Source organism: Streptomyces sp. NPDC006687 (assembly GCF_040636215.1).
Classification (GTDB): Bacteria; Actinomycetota; Actinomycetes; order Streptomycetales; family Streptomycetaceae; genus Streptomyces.
Genome location: NZ_JBEYJJ010000024.1, coordinates 17,589 through 36,569 on the forward strand (window position 1 = coordinate 17,589; position 18,981 = coordinate 36,569).

The 18,981-nt window shown below is 75.0% G+C and carries 20 protein-coding genes; 12 read left to right on the forward strand and 8 right to left on the reverse strand.

Features of this window, described 5'->3' with window-relative positions; translation table 11 throughout:
* Positions 1–29: 29 nt before the first annotated feature.
* Complete coding sequence (locus tag ABZ716_RS23275) at positions 30–977, reverse strand: hypothetical protein (protein WP_358961397.1); 948 nt, start codon at positions 975–977, stop codon at positions 30–32.
* A gap of 386 nt (positions 978–1,363) precedes the next feature.
* The gene (locus ABZ716_RS23280) at positions 1,364–3,019 is read right to left on the reverse strand and encodes an FAD-binding dehydrogenase (protein WP_358813726.1); all 1,656 of its coding nucleotides are present in this window, start codon (positions 3,017–3,019) and stop codon (positions 1,364–1,366) included.
* 85 nt (positions 3,020–3,104) lie between these two features.
* Between ABZ716_RS23280 and ABZ716_RS23285 the strand changes: the two genes are divergently transcribed.
* From ABZ716_RS23285 to ABZ716_RS23310, 6 genes are all read left to right on the forward strand, one after another.
* Positions 3,105–3,647: an NUDIX domain-containing protein gene (locus ABZ716_RS23285; protein ID WP_358813725.1), complete on the forward strand. Its 543-nt coding sequence runs from the start codon at positions 3,105–3,107 to the stop codon at positions 3,645–3,647.
* Between the two features lie 20 nt (positions 3,648–3,667).
* Positions 3,668–4,066 (forward strand): DUF202 domain-containing protein, encoded by a 399-nt coding sequence (locus ABZ716_RS23290; protein WP_358961399.1) that lies wholly within the window; start codon positions 3,668–3,670, stop codon positions 4,064–4,066.
* Positions 4,063–4,368 carry a DUF202 domain-containing protein gene (locus ABZ716_RS23295; protein ID WP_358961402.1) on the forward strand — a complete coding sequence of 102 codons (306 nt, stop codon included), beginning with the start codon at positions 4,063–4,065 and terminating at the stop codon, positions 4,366–4,368. Before ABZ716_RS23290 ends, ABZ716_RS23295 begins: the two co-directional genes overlap by 4 nt.
* Positions 4,369–4,456: 88 nt before the next feature.
* A complete protein-coding gene (locus tag ABZ716_RS23300) occupies positions 4,457–5,365 on the forward strand; it encodes an MBL fold metallo-hydrolase (protein ID WP_358961404.1) in 909 nt (302 codons plus the stop codon).
* Between the two features lie 129 nt (positions 5,366–5,494).
* Positions 5,495–6,520, forward strand: coding sequence for a phosphotransferase family protein (locus tag ABZ716_RS23305; protein WP_358961406.1), 1,026 nt, complete (start codon positions 5,495–5,497; stop codon positions 6,518–6,520).
* Positions 6,521–6,532: 12 nt separating this feature from the next.
* Positions 6,533–7,765: an acyl-CoA dehydrogenase family protein gene (locus ABZ716_RS23310; protein WP_358961409.1), complete on the forward strand. Its 1,233-nt coding sequence runs from the start codon at positions 6,533–6,535 to the stop codon at positions 7,763–7,765.
* A gap of 25 nt (positions 7,766–7,790) precedes the next feature.
* Here the strand turns inward: ABZ716_RS23310 and ABZ716_RS23315 are convergent, their stop codons facing one another.
* The 3 genes from ABZ716_RS23315 to ABZ716_RS23325 are packed head-to-tail and all read right to left on the reverse strand — an operon-like array spanning position 7,791 to position 10,963.
* Positions 7,791–8,402, reverse strand: coding sequence for a TetR/AcrR family transcriptional regulator (locus ABZ716_RS23315; protein ID WP_358813720.1), 612 nt, complete (start codon positions 8,400–8,402; stop codon positions 7,791–7,793).
* A gap of 36 nt (positions 8,403–8,438) precedes the next feature.
* A complete protein-coding gene (locus ABZ716_RS23320) occupies positions 8,439–10,202 on the reverse strand; it encodes an AMP-binding protein (RefSeq protein ID WP_358961412.1) in 1,764 nt (587 codons plus the stop codon).
* Positions 10,199–10,963 carry an SDR family oxidoreductase gene (locus ABZ716_RS23325; protein ID WP_358961415.1) on the reverse strand — a complete coding sequence of 255 codons (765 nt, stop codon included), beginning with the start codon at positions 10,961–10,963 and terminating at the stop codon, positions 10,199–10,201. The genes ABZ716_RS23320 and ABZ716_RS23325 overlap by 4 nt, the downstream gene beginning before the upstream one ends.
* Positions 10,964–11,076: 113 nt before the next feature.
* Here ABZ716_RS23325 and ABZ716_RS23330 point away from each other — a divergent pair, with 113 nt between their 5' ends.
* The 4 genes from ABZ716_RS23330 to ABZ716_RS23345 all read left to right on the forward strand — a co-directional run bounded on the left by ABZ716_RS23330 (position 11,077) and on the right by ABZ716_RS23345 (position 15,329).
* Positions 11,077–12,327, forward strand: coding sequence for a DUF1343 domain-containing protein (locus ABZ716_RS23330; RefSeq protein ID WP_358961418.1), 1,251 nt, complete (start codon positions 11,077–11,079; stop codon positions 12,325–12,327).
* A 109-nt stretch (positions 12,328–12,436) separates the two neighbouring features.
* Positions 12,437–13,735 (forward strand): serine-threonine protein kinase, encoded by a 1,299-nt coding sequence (locus tag ABZ716_RS23335; RefSeq protein ID WP_358961421.1) that lies wholly within the window; start codon positions 12,437–12,439, stop codon positions 13,733–13,735.
* A 158-nt stretch (positions 13,736–13,893) separates the two neighbouring features.
* A complete protein-coding gene (locus tag ABZ716_RS23340) occupies positions 13,894–14,493 on the forward strand; it encodes a hypothetical protein (protein ID WP_358813715.1) in 600 nt (199 codons plus the stop codon).
* 107 nt (positions 14,494–14,600) lie between these two features.
* On the forward strand, positions 14,601–15,329 hold the full coding sequence (locus ABZ716_RS23345; RefSeq protein WP_358961423.1) for a 3-keto-5-aminohexanoate cleavage protein: 729 nt from the start codon (positions 14,601–14,603) through the stop codon (positions 15,327–15,329).
* On the opposite strand, the gene soxR is transcribed toward ABZ716_RS23345, so the two are convergent.
* The gene (soxR, locus tag ABZ716_RS23350; protein ID WP_358961426.1) at positions 15,304–15,753 is read right to left on the reverse strand and encodes a redox-sensitive transcriptional activator SoxR; all 450 of its coding nucleotides are present in this window, start codon (positions 15,751–15,753) and stop codon (positions 15,304–15,306) included. The genes ABZ716_RS23345 and soxR overlap by 26 nt on opposite strands.
* A gap of 95 nt (positions 15,754–15,848) precedes the next feature.
* Here soxR and ABZ716_RS23355 point away from each other — a divergent pair, with 95 nt between their 5' ends.
* Positions 15,849–16,310 carry a MaoC family dehydratase gene (locus tag ABZ716_RS23355; protein WP_351885839.1) on the forward strand — a complete coding sequence of 154 codons (462 nt, stop codon included), beginning with the start codon at positions 15,849–15,851 and terminating at the stop codon, positions 16,308–16,310.
* On the opposite strand, the gene ABZ716_RS23360 is transcribed toward ABZ716_RS23355, so the two are convergent.
* Positions 16,301–16,948 carry a TetR/AcrR family transcriptional regulator gene (locus ABZ716_RS23360; protein ID WP_358961429.1) on the reverse strand — a complete coding sequence of 216 codons (648 nt, stop codon included), beginning with the start codon at positions 16,946–16,948 and terminating at the stop codon, positions 16,301–16,303. The genes ABZ716_RS23355 and ABZ716_RS23360 overlap by 10 nt on opposite strands.
* 80 nt (positions 16,949–17,028) lie before the next feature.
* Positions 17,029–18,183 carry an acyl-CoA dehydrogenase family protein gene (locus ABZ716_RS23365; protein ID WP_358961432.1) on the reverse strand — a complete coding sequence of 385 codons (1,155 nt, stop codon included), beginning with the start codon at positions 18,181–18,183 and terminating at the stop codon, positions 17,029–17,031.
* A 76-nt stretch (positions 18,184–18,259) separates the two neighbouring features.
* On the opposite strand from ABZ716_RS23365, the gene ABZ716_RS23370 reads away from it, so the two are divergent.
* Positions 18,260–18,928, forward strand: coding sequence for a TetR/AcrR family transcriptional regulator C-terminal domain-containing protein (locus ABZ716_RS23370; protein WP_358961434.1), 669 nt, complete (start codon positions 18,260–18,262; stop codon positions 18,926–18,928).
* Positions 18,929–18,981: the final 53 nt, after the last annotated feature.

Genomic DNA, 18,981 nt, shown 5'->3' on the forward strand with positions numbered 1-18,981 from the left:
GTCGGGTCGCGGTCGGTCGGGGGACGGGGTCAGGCGGTGCCGAGCGCGGCGCTGCGCGCGGCGAGGAATGCCTTGGTGGGGTCGCGGTCCGGGTAGGACCAGGGGGCGCGGGTGGCGTGGGCGCCGATGCGGTGGAAGAGGGCGGCCGCTTCGGCGGGGCGGCCCTCGCACAGCTTGGCGTGGGCGAGGAAGTTGAGGTCGACCCGGTTGCGGGGGTGGTCCTCGCGCTCCCATTCCAGCCACCAGTCGAAGGCGGAGCGCAGCACCTGGCGGGCGCGGCGGCCGGTCCAGTGCTCGGCGGCGGCCCCGGGGGCGGTGCGGCCCTGGGCGGCGGCGAGGACGCGGAAGCGCTCGGCGTGGGCGATGACGGGGAGCACGGCGAGCGGGGAGTCGGCCGGGGACTCCTCGGCGGCCCAGGCGGCGAAGTCGTACACCTCGTGGAGCGGGTCGCGGCCCGCGCCGGGGTCGCGTTCGGCGAGCCGGGCCACCATCAGGTGATGGGCGTGGTGGTGCTCGCGGTGGCGGGCCCTGACCTGGTCGAAGGTGCGGCTGAACTCCTCGTCGGGGCCGAAGGCGCGGGAGAGCATGAGCAGGCCGAGCCAGGGGGTGGGGTCGGCCGGGAGCAGGGCGGCGGCGCGGCGGCACGCCTCGTCGGCGGCCTGGACGGAGCCCTTGCCGCGCAGGGCGGCGTGGACGGAGGCACAGGCGAGGAGGGTGGCGGCGTCGGCGCTGTCGGGTTCGGCGAGGAGCCATTCGCGGGCCCAGGCGGTGGCGGACGGGGTCTCGGCGAGGACGGTGACGCGGTGGCCGCGGCGGTCCCAGTCGTCGCCGGTGGCCACCAGGAGGCTGCGCGCGCGGGCCCAGCGGCCCTGGGTGAACTGGGCTCGGACGGAGACGAGTTCGGCGTCGCAGAGGGCCGGGTCGAAGAGCTGGGCGTCCCGCTTGCGGGTGCGACCGAGGGGCGGCGGCGGGGACATCCGCGGGTTCCCTCCAGAGCGCGGGCGCGGGTGGACGACGTGCGGGCGTACGGGTACGGGCATGCGGGTACGGCGGTGCGCGCGGCGGACGGGGCGCGGCTCGATCACACCGGTGGTCAGGTCGGATGATCACTCACAGCAAACCGGTAGGTACAGCTCCGAGTCAAGGTCCGGATGGCCGGGTGGCCGGATTCAACTGGTGAGCGAACCGGGCAAGTTGGGGCGCAAGCGGCGGCCGGGTCGGCGGGGACCGCACATCGGCGCCGGGAGGCGGGTCCCCGGGTGGTCCGGTGCGTCTCCCGGGGGAAGGGGCGCCGGGGACCGGGCGGGGCGGGGATTTTGGCCGGGCGGCCCTGGCTTTTCCGGGAGCGGGGCGCCGCCGGGGTCTAGGACACCGCTGCGGCCGCCGCGCGGCCCGCGGCCCGGCCGGAGAAGAGGCAGCCGCCCAGGAAGGTGCCCTCCAGGGCGCGGTAGCCGTGGACGCCGCCGCCGCCGAAGCCGGCCGCCTCCCCGGCCGCGTACACGCCGGGCAGGGGCTCGCCCGAGGGGGTCAGGACGCGGGAGGACAGGTCGGTCTCCAGGCCGCCGAGGGACTTGCGCGTCAGGATCGAGAGCCGGACCGCGATCAGCGGCCCCGCCCCGGGGTCGAGGATCCGGTGCGGGGCGGCGGTGCGGATCAGCCGGTCGCCGAGGTACTTGCGGGCCCCGTGGATCGCCGTCACCTGGAGGTCCTTGGTGAACGGGTTGGCGATCTCCCGGTCCCGGGCGGTGATCTCCCGCCGGACCGTGGCCTCGTCCAGCAGGTCCTGTCCGGTGATCTCGTTCATCCGTCGCACCATCGCCGACAGGTCGCGCCCGACGACGAAGTCCGCTCCGCGGTCCATGAACGCCTTGACCGGGCCCGGAACGGCCTGTCTGGCGCGGACCAGCACCTCGCGGACCGACCTGCCGGTCAGGTCGGGGTTCTGCTCCGAGCCGGAGAGGCCGAACTCCTTGCCGATGATGCGCTGGTTGAGCACGAACCAGGTGTGGTCGTGGCCGGTGCGCATGATGTGGTCGAGGGTGCCGAGCGTGTCGAAGCCGGGGAAGAGCGGTACGGGCAGCCGCCGGCCGGTGGCGTCCAGCCACAGGGAGGACGGCCCGGGCAGGATCCGGATGCCGTGGCGGGCCCAGATCGGGTCCCAGTTCTCGATGCCCTCGGTGTAGTGCCACATCCGGTCCTTGTTGATGTGGCTGGCCCCGGCCTTCTCCGCGATCCCGAGCATGAGCCCGTCCACGTGCGCCGGGACTCCGGACAGCAGCCGCGCGGGCGGGGTGCCGAGGCGGGCCGGCCACTGGGCGCGGACCAGGTCGTGGTTGCCGCCGATGCCTCCGCTGGTGACGATCACCGCCTGGGCCCGCAGGGTGAAGGCGCCGGTGCTCTCGCGGCCGCTGGCGGTGCCCCGTACGGCGTCGGAGGGCGCCAGGACCTCCCCGGTGACGGTGTCCACGGCGCCGGCGGTCGAGGCGAGGCCGGTGACCCGGTGGCGGAAGCGCAGGCTGACCAGGCCCCGGGCCACCCCGGCGCGGACCCGCCGCTCGAAGGGCTCCACCAGGCCGGGGCCGGTGCCCCAGGTGATGTGGAAGCGGGGGACGGAGTTGCCGTGCCCGTTGGCGTCGTAGCCGCCGCGTTCGGCCCAGCCGACGACGGGGAAGAACCGCACCCCCTGGGCGTGCAGCCAGGGCCGCTTCTCCCCCGCCGCGAAGTCCACGTACGCCTCGGCCCAGCGGCGCGGCCAGGCGTCCTCCTCGCGGTCGAAGCCGGCGGTTCCCAGCCAGTCCTGCAGGGCGAGGGCGCGGCTGTCCCTGATCCGCATCCGGCGCTGTTCGGGCGAGTCCACGAAGAACAGCCCGCCGAAGGACCAGTGGGCCTGTCCGCCGATCGACTGCTCGGGCTCCTGGTCGAGGAGGATCACCTTCCGCCCGGCGTCGACGAGCTCGGCGGTGGCCACGAGGCCCGCGAGGCCCGCTCCGATCACGATCACGTCAGCGTCGTAGCTCATGCGTCTGCCCGTCCTCCGGTCGGTGGTGGGGCAGATCCTTTGCTACGGAGCGGTAACCCGTCAACAGCGGTGGTTGGATGGACGGGTGAGTGCCGCAGACGAAGTACTGGACGTGGTGGACCGCGAGGACCGGGTCACCGGGCAGGCCCCCAGGGGCGAGGTCTATGCCCGGGGCCTGCTCCACCGGTGTGTGTTCGTGCAGGTCACCGATGGGCTCGGGCGGATCTTCGTGCACCGCCGGACCGCGTCGAAGCTGGTGTTCCCCGCGCGTTACGACATGTTCGTGGGCGGGGTGCTGGGCGCCGGGGAGGAGTACCCGCGGGCCGCGCTGCGGGAGGCGGAGGAGGAGCTCGGGGTGAGCGGGCTGGAGCAGCCGGCGCCGCTGTTCAAGTTCCTCTACGAGGGCCCGGGCGGGTCCTGGTGGTCCTCCGTGTACGAGGTGCGGTGCACGCTGCCGGTGGCTCCGCAGGAGTCGGAGGTGGACTGGCACACCTGGCTGGAGCCGCGGGAGCTGGAGCGGCGGGTGGCCGGCGGGGAGTGGGCGTGGGTGCCGGACGGGCTGGAGGCGTACCGGCGGCTGCGCGCGTTCCGCGCGGACGGGGTCCCGCCGCCCGCGCCGCCCGCCTGAAGGGACCGTAAATTGGACTGGTGATCGACTTCCTCAAGGACGTGCGCCTCTGGTTCGCTCCGCAGCGGCTGCGCGGCGAGGGCGAGACCCCGGACTACCGCTTCTCCCTGGCCAACGAGCGGACCTTCCTGGCCTGGATCCGGACCGCGCTGGCGCTGGTGGGCGGCGGGTTCGCGGTGGACCAGTTCCTGCCGGACCTGCGGTGGGGGGTGCGGGTCGGGATGGCGCTCGCCCTGCTGGGGGTGGGGGCGGCCTGCGCGCTGCGGGCGGTGCACCACTGGGTGCGGTGCGAACGGGCGATGCGGCGGGGCGAGGACCTGCCGCTCTCGCCGTTCCCGGTGCTGCTCAGTCTGGGGGTGGGACTGGTCGCGGTGGCGATGGTGCTGGTGGTGCTGCTGGGCTGGACGGACCGGCCGTGACCCGGCCCGACGCCGGGCTCCAGCCGGAGCGGACCCGCCTGGCGTGGCGGCGCACCACCCTGGCGTGCTCGGTCACCGCCGTGCTGGCGCTGCGGCAGGCACTGCGCGGGTCCGGGTCGCCGCTGGAGATCACGGGGGTGGCCGTGATCGCGCTGGTGTGGGTGGCGTTCCTCAGGGTGGCGCACCTGCGCATCCGCCAGCTCGCGGCCGCCCGCCCGGCGGCCCTGTCGCCCCGCGTGGCGACGGGGGCGGTGGCCTGCACGGTGGCGCTGGCGGTGTTCGCGATGGCCCTGGTGCTCTGACGTCCGGCCCCCAGCCCCCGCTCTCCCCCGGCACCGGTCGGCTGACAGGATGCTGACCGTCTGTCACACCGAGCCGGGGAGAGCACCCATGACCGTCGAGAAGCCCTACACCGTCAAGCCGGCGGCCGGGGTGTACGCCTACGTCCAGCCCGACGGCGGCTGGTGCCTGAACAACGCGGGCTGGATCCACGACGGCGGGCAGACCCTGCTGGTGGACACCGCCGCGACCGAGCGGCGGGCGCTGGCCCTGCGCGACGCGGTCCTGGACTCCGGGGCGGCGCGGCCCCGGACCGTGGTCAACACCCACCACCACGGCGACCACACCTACGGCAACGCCGTCTTCGCCCCGGCCCTGATCGTCGGCCACGACAACGCGCGGGCCGAGCAGCTCGCCGCCGGGCACCAGCTGGAGCTGATCTGGCCCGCGACCGACTTCGGCGCGGTGGAGATCACCCCGCCCGGCCTCACCTACAACGACCGGCTGACCCTGCACGTCGGGGACACCGAGGTACGGGTGCTCCACCCGGGCGTGGCGCACACCACCGGCGACTCGGTGGTGTGGCTGCCCGCGCGGCGGGTGGTGTTCACCGGGGACCTGGTCTTCGCCGGCGGCACCCCGTTCCTGGCGATGGGCTCGCTGGCCGGTTCGCTGCGGGCGCTGGAGCTGCTGCGCTCGCTGGACGCGGAGACCGTCGTACCGGGCCACGGGCCGCTGACGGATCCTTCGGCGTACGAGGCCACCGAGCGCTACCTGCGCTACGTGGAGGAGCTGGCGCGCGAGGGCCGGGAGGCGGGGCGGAGCCCGCTGGAGACCGCGCGGGGGGCCGACCTCGGGGAGTTCGCGGCCTGGCGGGAGAGCGAGCGGCTGGTGGCGAACCTGCACCGGGCGTACGCGGAGCTGGCCGGGGAGCCGGAGGGGGCCCCGCTGGACATCATGGCCGTGCTGCGCGACATGACCGTGATGAACGGCGGCACCCCGATCCTGTGCCACGCCTGAGGTGGTAGGACGGCGGGCCGGAGGGGTTCTTCCGGCCTGCCCTCTGGACGGCATACCGACTGGTCGGCATGATGGCTCGGGACACCCGACGCACCCGTCGTCAGCCCGACTTCGTACGGAGGCCCGTCCATGACCTCAGCCGACCCCCGCGGCCTCGATCTGGAGCGGCTGCGCGGCCACCTCGACTCCGCGCGCCCCGGGCTGGTGGCCGGGCCGCTGACCGGCCGGCTGATCGAGGGGGGCCGGTCAAACCTGACGTACGCGGTCACCGACGGCGTCTCCCGCTGGGTGGTGCGCCGCCCTCCGCTCGGGCACGTCCTGGCCACCGCCCACGACATGCGGCGCGAGCACCGGGTCATCGCCGCCCTGCACGACACGGCCGTCCCCGTGCCGGAGCCGCTGCTGCTGTGCGAGGACGAGGAGGTGCTGGGGGCACCGTTCTACGTCATGGAGCACGTGGACGGGGTCCCGTACCGGACGGCCGGCCAGCTCGCGGAGATCGGCCCCGAGCGCACCCGGCGGGCGGTGCTCGGCCTGGTGGACACCCTCGTCGACCTGCACGCGGTGGACCCGGAGGCGGTGGGCCTCGGCGACTTCGGCCGGCCCGAGGGCTTCCTGGACCGGCAGCTGCGCCGCTGGGGCAAGCAGCTCGCGGCCTCGCGCGGCCGGGAGCTCGCCGGGATCGACGCCCTGCACGGGGCGCTGGGCCGGGCCCTACCCGCCTCGCCCGCCCCGACGGTGGTGCACGGGGACTTCCGGCTGGACAACGTACTGATCGGCGGGCCCGGCGACACGATCCGGGCGGTGCTGGACTGGGAGATGTCCACCCTGGGAGATCCGCTGACCGACCTCGGGCTGCTGGTGATGTACAGCTCGGACCTGGGCCTGGAGGACTCCCCCGTCAGCACGACGAGCGGCGCGCCGGGCCATCCGGCCCCCGCCGAACTGGTCGAGCGGTACGCCGCCCGCTCGGGCCGGGACACCGGGGCGATCGCCTGGTACACGGCCTTCGCCTGGTTCAAGCTCGCGGTGATCCTCGAAGGCATCCACTACCGCTACACGCTCGGCCAGACGGTGGGCGCGGGCTTCGACCGGATCGGCGAGCTGGTCCCGGTCTTCATCGCACACGGTCTGACCACCCTCCAGGAAGGCTGAGGAGCCGCGCAGATGGATTTCGCATTCGACACCCGGACCGAGGAACTCCGCGGGCGGCTGCTCGCGTTCATGGAGGAGTACGTCTATCCGGCGGAAGCCCTCGCCGCCGAGCAGCGCGCACGGCTGGCCTCACCCTGGGACACCCCGGCCGTCTTCGGTGAACTGAAGGCCGAGGCGCGCCGCCAGGGGTTGTGGAACCTGTTCTTCGTCGACCAGCACAGCTTGCCCGACGGGGAGTACGGCGCCGGGCTGACCAACCTCCAGTACGCCCCGCTCGCGGAGATCACCGGCCGCAGCCCGCACCTGGCGCCGATGGCCACCAACTGCGCGGCCCCCGACACCGGGAACATGGAGCTGCTCGCCCAGTTCGGGGACGAGCGGCAGAAGAAGCAGTGGCTGGAGCCCCTGCTGGCCGGGGAGATCCGCTCCGCCTTCGCCATGACCGAACCCGAGGTGGCCTCCTCGGACGCCACGAACATCGAGACCCGGATCGAGCGGGACGGCGACGCGTACGTGGTCACCGGCCGCAAGTGGTACATCTCCGGGGCGATGAACCCGGACTGCAAGGTCTTCATCGTCATGGGCAAGACCGACCCGGACGGCGCCGATCCGCGCCGCCAGCAGTCGATGGTCCTGGTCCCCCGCGACACCCCCGGGGTGGAGGTGCGCCGGGCGATGACGGTGTACGGGTACGCCGACCACGACCACGGCGGCCACGCCGAGGTGGTCTTCGACGGGGCCCGGGTGCCGGCGGCGAACCTGATCGGCGAGGAGGGCGCCGGCTTCGCCATCGCCCAGGCGCGGCTGGGCCCGGGCCGCATCCACCACTGCATGCGGCTGATCGGGATGGCGGAGCGGGCCGTCGAGCTGATGTGCCGGCGCGCCCTGGACCGTAGCGCCTTCGGCAAGGAGCTGGCCGCGCAGGGGGTGGTGCAGAACTGGATCGCGGACGCCCGGGTCACCATCGAGCAGCTGCGGCTGCTGGTGCTGAAGACGGCCTGGCTGATGGACACCGTCGGCAACCGGGGCGCGCACACCGAGATCCAGGCCATCAAGATCGCCACCCCGCGCGCGGTGGTGGGGATCCTGGACCAGGCGGTGCAGCTGCACGGGGCGGGCGGGGTCAGCCAGGACTTCCCGCTGGCCGAGCTGTGGGCGGCGGCGCGGACGCTGCGTCTGGCGGACGGCCCGGACGAGGTCCACCAGCGCTCCCTGGCCCACCGCGAGCTGAAGCGCTACCGCTGAGCGGCTGCTTGGGCCGCCGGCCTGCTCAGGGGCGCAGGGAGCGCAGGAGCAGGTCGGCGAGGTGGCCGGCCACCTGCTGGGGGGTGAGGGGGCCGTCGGCCCGGTACCAGGTGGAGAGGTGGTGCACGGAGCCGAAGTAGTAGTCCACCACCAGGTCGGCGGGGGTGGCCGTGGAGAACACCCCGGCGGCCATCCCCTCTTCGACCAGCGCGCGGAACCGCTCGTGGTAGCGGCGGCGCGCGGCCCGGACCTGCTTGTACTTCTCCGGGCTGAGCTGGTGCATCGACCGGAAGAAGATCATCGCGTCGTCGAGGTTCTCGATGGTGGTGACGACGACGTCGGCCGCCGCGGCCCGCAGCCGCTCCTCGACGGGGGCGCCGGATCCGGCCACCGCGTCGAGCCGCTGCTGCTGGAGGCGCAGCATCCGGGCGTACACCTCGTGCAGCAGGTCGTCCTTGGAGCCGAAGTAGTGGTACAGGGCGCCCTTGGTGACCCCGGCGGCCTCGACGATCTCCTGGACGGACGTGCGGTCGTAACCGCGCTCGGCGAACAGCCGGGTGGCGACGGCCAGCAGTCGCTGCGGCACCGGGGTGTCGCGGTCGCCGGCCTCGGGTCCGGCGGTGTTCCTGGCGGCCATGGTGCTCGCCTTCCTCTCCTGAGCCTCCGACTGTTTTCAGCCGCGCTCGCGCAGTTCTCGACGCAGGATCTTGCCACTGGTGGTCTGCGGAAGCACAGGCAGGACCTCCACCTGGCGCGGGTACTTGTAGGCGGCGAGGCGCTCGGCGCAGTACGCGACGAGTTCGGCCGGCTCGGCGCGGGTGCCGGGGCGCAGGCTGACGTACGCCTTGACGGTCTCGCCCCGGTAGGCGTCGGGGACGCCGACCACGGCCGCCTCGCGGACGGCGGGGTGGCTGTAGAGGACGTCCTCGACCTCGCGCGGCCAGACCTTGAAGCCGGAGGCGCTGATCATGTCCTTCTTGCGGTCGACGACGTAGAGCCAGCCGTCGGCATCCATGAACCCGACGTCCCCGGTGCGCAGTTCGCCGTCCGGGAAGGTCCGGGCGGTCTCCTCGGGCAGGCCCCAGTAGCCGGGAACGACCTGCGGTCCGCGGACGGCTATCTCGCCGGTCTGCCCGAGCGGGAGCTCGGCGCCGTGCTCGTCGAGGATCCGTACGAGGGTCTGCGCGCCCGGGACCCCGACGGAGAGGGTGCCGCTGCCGGGGTCGACGGGGGCTTCGCGGTGCGCGGGGACGGAGGCGCAGGGGGCGGTGCACTCGGTGAGGCCGTAGCCGTTGCGGAGGTAGAACCCGAAGTCGGCGCGGAGGCGTTCGACGAGGGCGGGCGGGAGCGGGGCGCCGCCGGAGGAGACCACCTGGAAGGAGGCGAAGTGCTCGCGGGTGGCGGCGGGGTGCGCGGCCAGGGCGGTGAAGGCGGTGGCGGGCCCGATGGTGTAGGCGGGGCGGTGCTCCAGGAAGGCGTCGAGGACGGTCCCGGCGTCGAACCGGTGGGTCAGGACGAGGGTCCCGGCGTTGACGAGGCAGGCGGTGAGCTCGCAGACCAGCCCGGTGATGTGGAACAGCGGCGCGAGCGCGAAGTACCCGGCCCCCTCGGCGACGGGGTGGCCGGTGACCTGCCGGACGGCGTTGTAGGTGAGCGCGCCGTGCGGGTTCATGGCCCCCTTGGGGGTGCCGGAGGTGCCGGAGGTGTAGCTGAGCAGCGCGATGTCTTCGGCCCGCAGCCGGGGGTCGGGCGGGGCGGGGTGGCCCTGGCGGGCGACGCCGAGCAGATCGCCGGGAACCGGGGCCGGGACCGGGGCCGGGTGCGGCGTCGTAGCCGGGGCCAGGACCGGGGCCGGGGCCGGGCCGGGGGCCGGGTGGGGCGCCGGGGCCGGGCCGGGGGCCGGCCTCGGGGTCCCGAAGACGCGGGGGTCGTCGCGGGTCTGGAAGTCCCGGGGGCCGGCCGTCAGGACGGTGCGGACCGCCGTTCCGCGGGACGCCTCCCGCAGGTAGCCCTGCCAGGCCCCGGGCTCGCACACCAGCGCGACCGCGCCCGAGTCGCCGAGCACGTGCCGCGTCTCGGCGGACCGGTACATCGGGTTGACCGGCACGACCGTCCCGCCCGCCTTCCACACCGCGAGCACGGCCAGCACGAAGTGCGGGGTGTTCTGGAGCATGACCGCGACCCGGTCGCCCCGCCGCACCCCCCGCCCCGCGAGGTACCCGGCCAGGGAGTCGGAGAGGGCGTCGGCCTCGGCGTAGCCGATCCGTCCGTCGAAGTACGCCAGCGCGGCCCGCCGCGGCGCCCGCGCCACGGCGGCCCGGAAGGCGTCCAGCGCGCTGGCCGGCGGAGCCACCGGCGCCCGTTGCGCGGCGCTCAGCTGCCGCAGCCAGGGCCGGCCGGCGTACGGGGACCCGTCCGGCACACCCGGGGAGGTCAAGAGGACTCCCACTTCTGCTGGAGGTGGTTCATGGCGCCCAGCCACCGCTCGGGATCGCTCGCGCGCATGGCGTAGTAGTCCGCCACCTCGGGGTGCGGGAGGATCAAGAACCGGCCCTTCTCCATGCCGTCGAACAGGGCGTCCGCGACCGCTTCCGGCTCGATCGCGGTCGGCGCCAGGACGAGCTCGCCCGCCGAGCCCGCGGCGGTCAGCATGTCGGTGCGCACGCCCTGCGGGCAGACGGCATGGACCCGCACACCCCGGTGGCGGTAGGTCAGCGAGAGCCATTCCGCGTAGGCGAGGGCACCGTGCTTGGTGACACTGTACGGCGCCGCCCCGATCATCGTGAGCAGCCCGGCGGCCGAGACGGTCGACACGAACCGTCCCGCGCCCCGCTCCAGCCAGTCGGGCAGCAGGGCGCGGCTCGCCCGCACGTGGGCCATGACGTTGGTGTCCCAGGCCGCCTCCCAGACGGTCTCCGGCGCGAAGGCGTCGCCGCCCGAGGCGAGTCCGGCGTTGGCGCAGTACACGTCCACCCGTCCGCCGAGGGCCTCGCGGGCCTCCTCCACGATCGCCGAGGCGTCCCCGGGGACGGCGATCGCGCGGCTTCCGATGGCGTCGGCGATGGCGGCGGCCCGGTCCGCGTCGAGGTCGTTGACGACGACGGCGGCCCCCTCGGCGGCGAAGCGGTGGGCGAGGGCCGCCCCGATGCCGCCGCCCGCGCCGGTGACGACGACTCGCTGGTCCTGGTACGCGCTCACGGGGATCACCTTTCGCCGCTGCTGCCTGCCCGGGCCCGTCGGGCCGCCGGATCCCGGCAGACTAACCGGTCGGTATGTCGGGGCGGAAGGGGGCCGCACCCCAGCATGGCGGGATGACACTGTCGCGCCGCGGGCTGCTGGGACTGGCGGGGGCCGCAGGGGCCGCCGGCGCCGTCGGAGCGGGGAGCCCGGCCGTCCCCCGGCTCCCCGGCCGGGTGCGCACCGGCTTCGAGCGGCTGGCCGCCGACGGGTACGCGGAGCTCGTCGGCCGGCGGGTCGGGGTGGTGACCAACCCGACCGGGATCACCGCCGACGCCCGCCACCTGGTCGACGTGCTCCACGCCGACGAACGGGTCGGCCTGGTGGCGGTGTTCGCCCCCGAGCACGGCTTCCGGGGCACCGCGCAGGCGGGCGGCTCGGAGGGGTCCGGGCGGGATCCGGCGACGGGACTGCCCGTGTACGACACGTACGGCCTGAGCGGCCGCAAGCTCGCGGACCTCTTCACCTCGGCGGGGATCGACACGCTGGTCTTCGACGTCCAGGACGTGGGAGCGCGCTTCTACACCTACAACTGGACCCTCTACGACTGCATGCGCGCGGCCGCCCTGGCCGGTACGGCGGTGGTGGTGCTGGACCGGCCCAACCCGGTGGGCGGGCTGCGGGCCGCCGGGCCCGTCCTGGACCGGGCGTACGCGAGCTTCGTGGGCCGGGAGCCGATCGCGCTCGCGCACGGGATGACGGTGGCCGAGCTGGCCCGGCTCTTCCGCGGCGAGTTCCTGCGCGGCGGCGCCGGGCCCCGGCTGCGGACCGTGCCGATGACGGGGTGGCGGCGCGGGGCGTTCTTCGGGGAGACCGGCCTGCCGTGGGTGCCGCCGAGCCCCAACGTACCGACCCCGGACACGGCCCTCGCGTACGCCGGCACCTGCCTGTTCGAGGGGACCAACCTGTCGGAGGGCCGCGGTACGACCACCCCCTTCGAGGTGGTCGGCGCGGAGGGGGTGGACCGGCGGTGGGCGGAGGCGGCCGACGGGCTGGGGCTGGCGGGGGTGTGGTTCCGGGAGGCGTGGTTCACCCCCTCCTTCTCCAAGCACGCCGGGAAGGTGTGCGGCGGGGTCCGGCTGGTCGTGCACGACCGGGAGGCTTTCGACCCGGTCCGGGCGGGGATCGGGCTGCTGGTCACGGCGCGCCGGGTGTGGAGCGGGTTCGCGTGGCGGCCGGACCACTGGATCGACCGGCTGACCGGGTCGGACCGGGTGCGGACGCTGGTGGACGCGGGGGCGGGGGTGGAGGAGATCGCGGGCGACTGGGCGGAGGGGCTGGCGCGGTTCGCGGCGGTCCGGGAGGAGTACCTGCTCTACCCCTGACCCCCGGAGGAGCCTTGCCGCAACGGGTGCTGCCGCGGGTATGGCCGTCGCGGCCGCGCGGCAGGATGCTGCGACCGTCCCGGGCAGGCGCGCGCGGAAGGGGTACGTCATGGCGGACGGCGGAGCGGGGATCGGGGTCGGGCCGTACCAGGAGCTGACCTTCGACGCCCAGGGGGACGCGGACCCGGCCACGCGGGCCGCGGTGGCCCGGATGGAGGCCACCGACCTGCTGGTCTTCGCCCACGGATGGAACAGCGACCGCTCGACGGCGACCCGGCTGTTCGACCGCTTCTTCGCCCCCTTCCCGGGGCTGGTGGGGGCGGGGGTGCGGCTGGGGTACGTGGGGGTGGTGTGGCCGTCGATGCGGTTCTCCGACGAGCCGATCCCGGACTTCGACCCGCACGGCACGCCGGCGGCGGCTGCCGCGGGTCCGGCCCTGGACGCGGACACCCGGGCGGCGCTGGCCGGGTTCTGGCCCGGCCGGGAGCCGGAGCTGGAGCGGGTCGCGGCGCTGCTGGCGGAACGGCCGGAGTCGGAGGCGGCGTTGGGGGAGTTCGCGGCGCTGGTCCGGCAGCTCGTCGGGGCGGAGGGGGCGGCCGGTCCGGCGGGGGCTGCGGCGCCCGGGGTGCCGGACCTCTTCGTGCGGGACGCGGTCACGGTCTGCCGGACCCTGACCACCGCCCTGGCGGCGGCGGGGGCCGCGGCCGGGGAGCCGGCGGGACCGGACTTCACCGCGGGCGACGGGCTGCGCGCCCTGTGGGGCGGTGCCAAGGAACTGCTGCGCCAGGCCACGTACTACGAGATGAAGAAGCGGGCCGGGGTGGTCGGCGAGCACGGGCTCGGACCGGTGCTGACGGACCTCGCGGGGCGGCATCCCGCACTGCGCTTCCATCTCGTCGGCCACAGCTTCGGGGCGCGGGTGGTGTCGTTCTCACTGCGGGCCGTACCCGAGGGGGCCCGGTACGTGAAGTCGCTGACCCTGCTTCAGGGAGCCTTCTCCCATTACGCGTTCAGCGACCGGCTCCCCCACGACCCGGGGCGGGGCGGGGGCCTGCGCGGCCTCCAGCGCCGGGTGGACGGACCGGTGGTGGCCTGCCATTCCTCCCACGACTCCGCACTCGGGGTGTTCTACCCGCTTGCCTCCCGGATGGCGGGGGATTCGGCCGGTCTGCTCGGCCTCGACGAGCGGTGGGGCGCCCTCGGGCACGACGGGGTGCAGGCGGTGCCGGGCACCCCCCGGCTGTCCCTGGACGGGGCCCTGAACGGGGGCCTCCCGGGGGCGGGCTGCGTCAGCGTGGACGCGGGTTCCGTGGTCCGCCGGGGCGGTCCCCCGTCGGGGGCGCACAGCGACATCTGCCATGAGGAGCTGGCCCGGATCGTGGTCGGCGCGGGGCGCATGGGGCGCTGACTTCCGGCCATGTGCCACCCGTACGCCTCGACCGCCCCCGCATACGCCCGCATCCCGTCGGGCATGTTGGGCACGTCGGGGCGGGTCGCTTCGTTCTACGCGGTGACGCGGGGCGGAACGGCGGGTACGGGCAGGGACACGGCGGAGGTGAAGGTACAGTGGCGGGTTTTCGGAGTCTGGCCTACCAGGTGCGTGACGCGCGCAACGACCGGGCCCTGCGGCGCCATTCGCTGCGCCGCTGCCTGGAGCGGTTCGCGCCCTACGGGCACCGGGCGACGTGGTGGCATCTGTGCGACCGGCACGGGATCGCCCCCGAGGACCGGGGGGCGGATCCGCTGCGGCTGGTGGCGGCGCTGGAGGAGCTGGAGGACGCCCGGGCGGTCTGGCTGGAGTACGAGAGGCAGTTCGCGGCGCGGCGCAGACGGGAGAAGCACGACGGGGTGCGGCGGCCGGAGTGGGCCTGGGGCGGCACCGGGGACGCGGTGGTGCGGTGCGCCGATCCGGGGGTACGGCCGGAGGGGACGCTCGGCGAGGTGCTGAGACGGCTGGTGCGGGCCCTGGAGTCGGAGCCGGGGACGGCGTGCCCGGTCTGCGGTGAGCGGGAGCTGCGGTGGCCTTCGGCGCTGTCGGGGCCGGTGGCGTGGGGCGGGGCCTGGGCGTGGGACGGGCCGGTGTGCGAGGGCTGCGGGATCGTGGTCCCCCGCCCGGCCCTGGCGGACGCCCCGGTGGTGCACGAGGCACCGGCGGACGCGGCGTGAGGGTCGGCGGGGACGGTGGGACCGGGCGGGGCGCGGCCGGGGGGCGGGGCGGGGCCGGGGGCGGCCTGGTCGGCAGCGGTGGGGGCGGGGCCGGGCGGGGGCCCTTGGTGCAGGTCGCGCTGAACGGGGCGCGGGGGGCCGGGGACGGGGGCGCGGTGCCGTTGTCGCCGGGGGACCTGGCGGAGTCGGCGCTGGCGGCGGTCGCGGCCGGGGCCGGTGAGGTGCTGGTGCATCCCAGGACCCCGTGCGGGCGGGAGAGCCTCTCGCCCCGGGTGGTCGGGCCGCTGCTGGCGCAGCTGCGGGGCGCGGGGGTCCTCGTACCGCTGGTGGTGCCGGCCGGTGTCGCGGCCGAGCCGGATCCGGCCGGGCGGCTGGAGCGGGTGCGGTCCTGGACGGTGCTGCCGGACCGGGCGGTGGTGCCCTTCGCCGATCCGGGGGCGCGGGAGCTGGGGCGCGCCCTGCTGGAGCGGGGGGTGGGGGTGGACGCGGTGGTGCCGCTGGGCGGCGGGGCCGGACCGGAGCCGCTGGCCCGGTTCCTGGCGTGGAGCCCTCCGGGGTACGGGCGGGTCCGGCTGGTGGTGGAGCTGGCGGAGGCCGACCCGGCGCTGGTCGCCGGGATGCGCTGGCTGCCGCCGGTGCCGCTCCTGCTCTATGGGCGCGAGGGCGCGGCCTGGCCCGTGCTGCGGCTGGCCGCGCGGTGCGGCGCGGGCGCGCGGATCGGGGTGGGCGAGGTGCTGACCCTGCCCGACGGGCGGCCCGCGCGCTCGAACGCCGAACTGGTCGCGGCCGCCCTGGAGTCGTGGGACGACGTCAGGACGACAGCCGGGAGCCGGTGAGCTTCTCGCCGAAGACGTCGTCCGGGTTGGACAGCGCGCAGTTCTTCAGCGAGAGGCAGCCACAGCCGATGCAGTCGGACAAGTGGTCGCGCAGTTTGCCGAGTTGGCGGATGCGCTGGTCGAGCTCGGCGCGCCAGGTCTCGGAGAGCCGCGCCCAGTCCTCGGGGGTGGGCGTGCGCTCCTCCGGCAGCTGGGCCAGCGCTTCGCGGATGCTGGCCAGCGGGATGCCCACCCGCTGGGCGGCGCGTACGAAGGCGACCCGGCGCAGCGTCTCGCGGGCGTAGCGCCGCTGGTTGCCGGAGGTGCGGCGGCTGCGGATCAGGCCCTTGGTCTCGTAGAAGTGCAGCGCGGAGACGGCCGCTCCGCTGCGCGCGGACAGCTGTCCGACGGTGAGCTCGTGGACGTTCTCGTGAATCTGCGGCACGCCTCCGAGGGTAGTCGGAGCTCCGTTGACAGACGTGTCGGCCCCCACCATTCTGAGCAAGCGCTTATTCACCGTCGGGAGACAGGGGCAGGGGCATGGCCGAACCGAGGATCTTCACGTCCGCCGAGGAGCTGCGCGCCGCGACCGGCGAGCCGCTCGGGCCGAGCGGGTGGCTGGAGGTGGACCAGAAGCGGATCGACCTGTTCGCCGACGCGACCGGCGACCACCAGTGGATCCACGTGGACCCCGAGCGGGCCGCCACCGGTCCCTTCGGCACCACCATCGCGCACGGCTATCTGACCCTCTCCCTGCTGCCGAGCCTGGTGCCGCAGATCATGCGGGTGGAGGGCATGCGGATGGGCATCAACTACGGCCTGGGCAAGGTGCGTTTCCCCGCCCCGGTGCCGGTCGGCTCGCGGTTGCGTGCCACCGCCGTGATCACGGAGGTGACGGAGGCGGGCGGCGGCGTGCAGGTGGCGGCGACGGTGACGGTCGAGCGCGAGGGCGGCGAGAAGCCGGTGTGCGTCGCGGAGTCGCTGTCCCGCTACTACTTCTGAGCGGCGGCCGCGGGCGCCGGACGGGCTCCCACCATCCGCAGGACGAGGTCGGCGTAGAGCGCGCCGACCTCGTCGGGGGTGCGCTGCCCTTCCGCGTTGAACCAGCGGGCCACGTCGATGCACAGGGACAGGACGGCGAGGGTGGTACCGGGCACGTCGGGGACGTCGAACTCCCCCGCGCTCACGCCGTCGGAGAGGATGCGCCGTACGGCGGCGTCGCTGCGGCGGCGCAGGGCGACGATCTCGGAGCGGTGCCCGGGGCCGAGGGCGTCGAGCTCGTACTGGACCACGCGCGCGGTGGTGTGGTGCGCGGCGTGCCAGCGCACGAAGGACCGTACGGCGGCGTCGAGCCGCCCGGCCGCCGGTCCGGGGCCGCGGGCGGCGGTCTCCAGGATCTCCAGGGCCTTGTCGTGGCCGATGCGGCTGATGCGGTGGAGCAGCTCTTCCTTGGTCTTGTAGTGGATGTAGAGGGCGGCGGGGCTCATGCCGGCGCGGCCCGCGATGTCGCGGGTGGTGGTGGCGTGGTAGCCGCGCTCGGCGAACGCCTCGACGGCCGCCACGAGCAGGCGCCGCGCGGCGTCCGGGGTGACCTCCGACCACGCCTGGTAGCCGTCGGTGGTCTCCGCCGCGCTGTCCATCGCTCACCTCTCCGCCTGTAGGAAAGGAACAGCTTACCGGAGGGTGAGCAAGCGCTTAGGGACCGCGCGGGGCGGGGTTCTCAGAAGGCGGAGACCCCGGTACGGGCGCGGCCGATGAGCAGCTTCTGGATCTGGCTGGTGCCTTCGTAGAGGGTCATCACGCGGGCGTCGCGCAGCAGCTTCCCGGCCGGGTACTCGTCGACGTAGCCGTAGCCGCCGTGCACCTGGAGGGCGTTGCTCGCGGCGCGCACGGCGGCCTCGGAGGCGAAGAGCTTGGCGGTGGACGCCTCGGTGGCGAAGGGCCGTCCCCGGTCGATGAGGTCGGCGACCCGCCAGGTCAGCAGCCGGGCGGCGTCCACGTCGACCGAGATGTCGGCGATCAGCTCCTGGACCAGCTGGTGGTGGGCGATCGGCTTGCCGAACTGCTCGCGCTGCGCGGCGTACGAGACGGCCGCGTCCAGGGCGGCCTGGGCGATGCCGACGCAGCCGGCGGCCACCGACATCCGGCCCTTGGCGAGGGCCGACATGGCGACGGAGAAGCCCTTGCCCTCGGGGCCGAGCATCGCGGAGGCCGGGACGCGGACCCCGTCGAGGGTGAGTTCGGCGGTGGCCTGGCCGCGCAGGCCGAGCTTGCCGTGGACCTCGCGGCGGGTCAGGCCGGGGGTGTCGGCGGGGACGAGGAAGGCGGAGATCCCGCGGTGGCCGGGGTCGGCGGGGTCGGTGCGGGCGAAGAGCAGGACCAGGTCGGCCCAGGTCCCGTTGGTGATGAACATCTTGCTGCCGGTGATGACGTACGCGTCCCCGTCGCGCACGGCGCGGGTGGTGAGGGCGGCCGCGTCGGAGCCGGTGCCGGGCTCGGTCAGGCCGAAGCAGCCGAGCGCTTCGCCCGAGCAGAGGCGGGGCAGCCAGGCGCGCTTCTGCCCCTCGGTGCCCCAGGCGGCGAGGGTCTTGGCGACCAGGCCGAGGGAGACGGAGACGATGCCGCGCACGGCGGAGTCCCCGCGGCCGAGCTCCTCGGTGACCAGCACGTAGGACAGGTGGTCGCCGCCGGAGCCGCCGTACTCCTCGGGGACGGTGAGGCCGAGGAAGCCGAGGTCCCCGAGCTTCTTGACGATCGAGCGGTCCACGCTCTCGGCGCGGTCCCAGGCGGCGGCGTACGGGGAGACCTCGCGGTCGGTGAACGCGCGGGCGAGCCTGCGTACGGCCTCCTGCTCCTCGCTGAGCTCCAGGTTCACGGGGTCCCTCCGGGGCGTGGGCGCGGGGTTAACTAGCAGCGCTAGTTTATGGCGGGCAGGGCCTACTATGTGGCGCATGGCCAGACCGCGCAAGCCCCTCCTCAGCCGGGAACGCATCGTCGAGGCGGCGGGCGCGCTGGTGGACGCGGAGGGCCTGGAGGCTCTGTCGACACGGCGGCTGGCGGCGGCGCTGGGGGTGAGCGGCCCGTCCCTCTACAATCACTTCCGGACGAAGGACGCGATCCTGGAGGCGGTCGCGGACGCGGTGAGCGCGCGGGTCGACCTGTCGATGTTCGACGGGGCGCGGGCCGGAGCGAACGCGGACTGGCGGGGCGCGCTGCACGCCTGGGCCCACTCCTACCGGGACGCCCTGGCCGACCACCCGAACATCGTGCCGGTCCTGGCCCGGGGGCCGGGCCGCCGCCCGGCGGGGCTGCGGCTGGCGGACGCGGTCTTCGGCGCCATGACAGCGGCGGGCTGGCCCCCCGCGCACGCGACGCGGATCGGCGCCCTGATGCGGTACTTCATCCTGGGCTCGGCGGTGGGTTCCTTCGCCCGGGGTTTCGTGGACGACGAGACGGCGTACGACCCGGCGGACTACCCCCACCTGGGTCAGGCCCACCTCCTGGCGGACCGCCAGCGCGAGGTGGACGAGGGCGCGTTCGAGACGGGCCTGACCGCCCTCCTGGACGGCCTGAGCCTCCAGTACGAGCGCCTCCGCCGGACCCCGCCGGACACCGCCTAGCGGGGCCGGGCCGGCGTCGGCGGTCCGTGCAGGCGGTGGCGGTCCGGGCCGGC

What these genes read in the sequence shown, in the direction of transcription:
- ABZ716_RS23360 (WP_358961429.1), bottom strand. Translation starts at nt 16,948, where the DNA reads ATGGACAGCGCGGCGGAGACCACCGACGGCTACCAGGCGTGGTCGGAG.
- ABZ716_RS23305 (WP_358961406.1), top strand. Translation starts at nt 5,495, where the DNA reads ATGACCTCAGCCGACCCCCGCGGCCTCGATCTGGAGCGGCTGCGCGGC.
- ABZ716_RS23310 (WP_358961409.1), top strand. Translation starts at nt 6,533, where the DNA reads ATGGATTTCGCATTCGACACCCGGACCGAGGAACTCCGCGGGCGGCTG.
- ABZ716_RS23315 (WP_358813720.1), bottom strand. Translation starts at nt 8,402, where the DNA reads ATGGCCGCCAGGAACACCGCCGGACCCGAGGCCGGCGACCGCGACACC.
- ABZ716_RS23275 (WP_358961397.1), bottom strand. Translation starts at nt 977, where the DNA reads ATGTCCCCGCCGCCGCCCCTCGGTCGCACCCGCAAGCGGGACGCCCAG.
- ABZ716_RS23355 (WP_351885839.1), top strand. Translation starts at nt 15,849, where the DNA reads ATGGCCGAACCGAGGATCTTCACGTCCGCCGAGGAGCTGCGCGCCGCG.
- ABZ716_RS23335 (WP_358961421.1), top strand. Translation starts at nt 12,437, where the DNA reads ATGGCGGACGGCGGAGCGGGGATCGGGGTCGGGCCGTACCAGGAGCTG.
- ABZ716_RS23370 (WP_358961434.1), top strand. Translation starts at nt 18,260, where the DNA reads ATGGCCAGACCGCGCAAGCCCCTCCTCAGCCGGGAACGCATCGTCGAG.
- ABZ716_RS23300 (WP_358961404.1), top strand. Translation starts at nt 4,457, where the DNA reads ATGACCGTCGAGAAGCCCTACACCGTCAAGCCGGCGGCCGGGGTGTAC.
- ABZ716_RS23330 (WP_358961418.1), top strand. Translation starts at nt 11,077, where the DNA reads ATGACACTGTCGCGCCGCGGGCTGCTGGGACTGGCGGGGGCCGCAGGG.
- ABZ716_RS23280 (WP_358813726.1), bottom strand. Translation starts at nt 3,019, where the DNA reads ATGAGCTACGACGCTGACGTGATCGTGATCGGAGCGGGCCTCGCGGGC.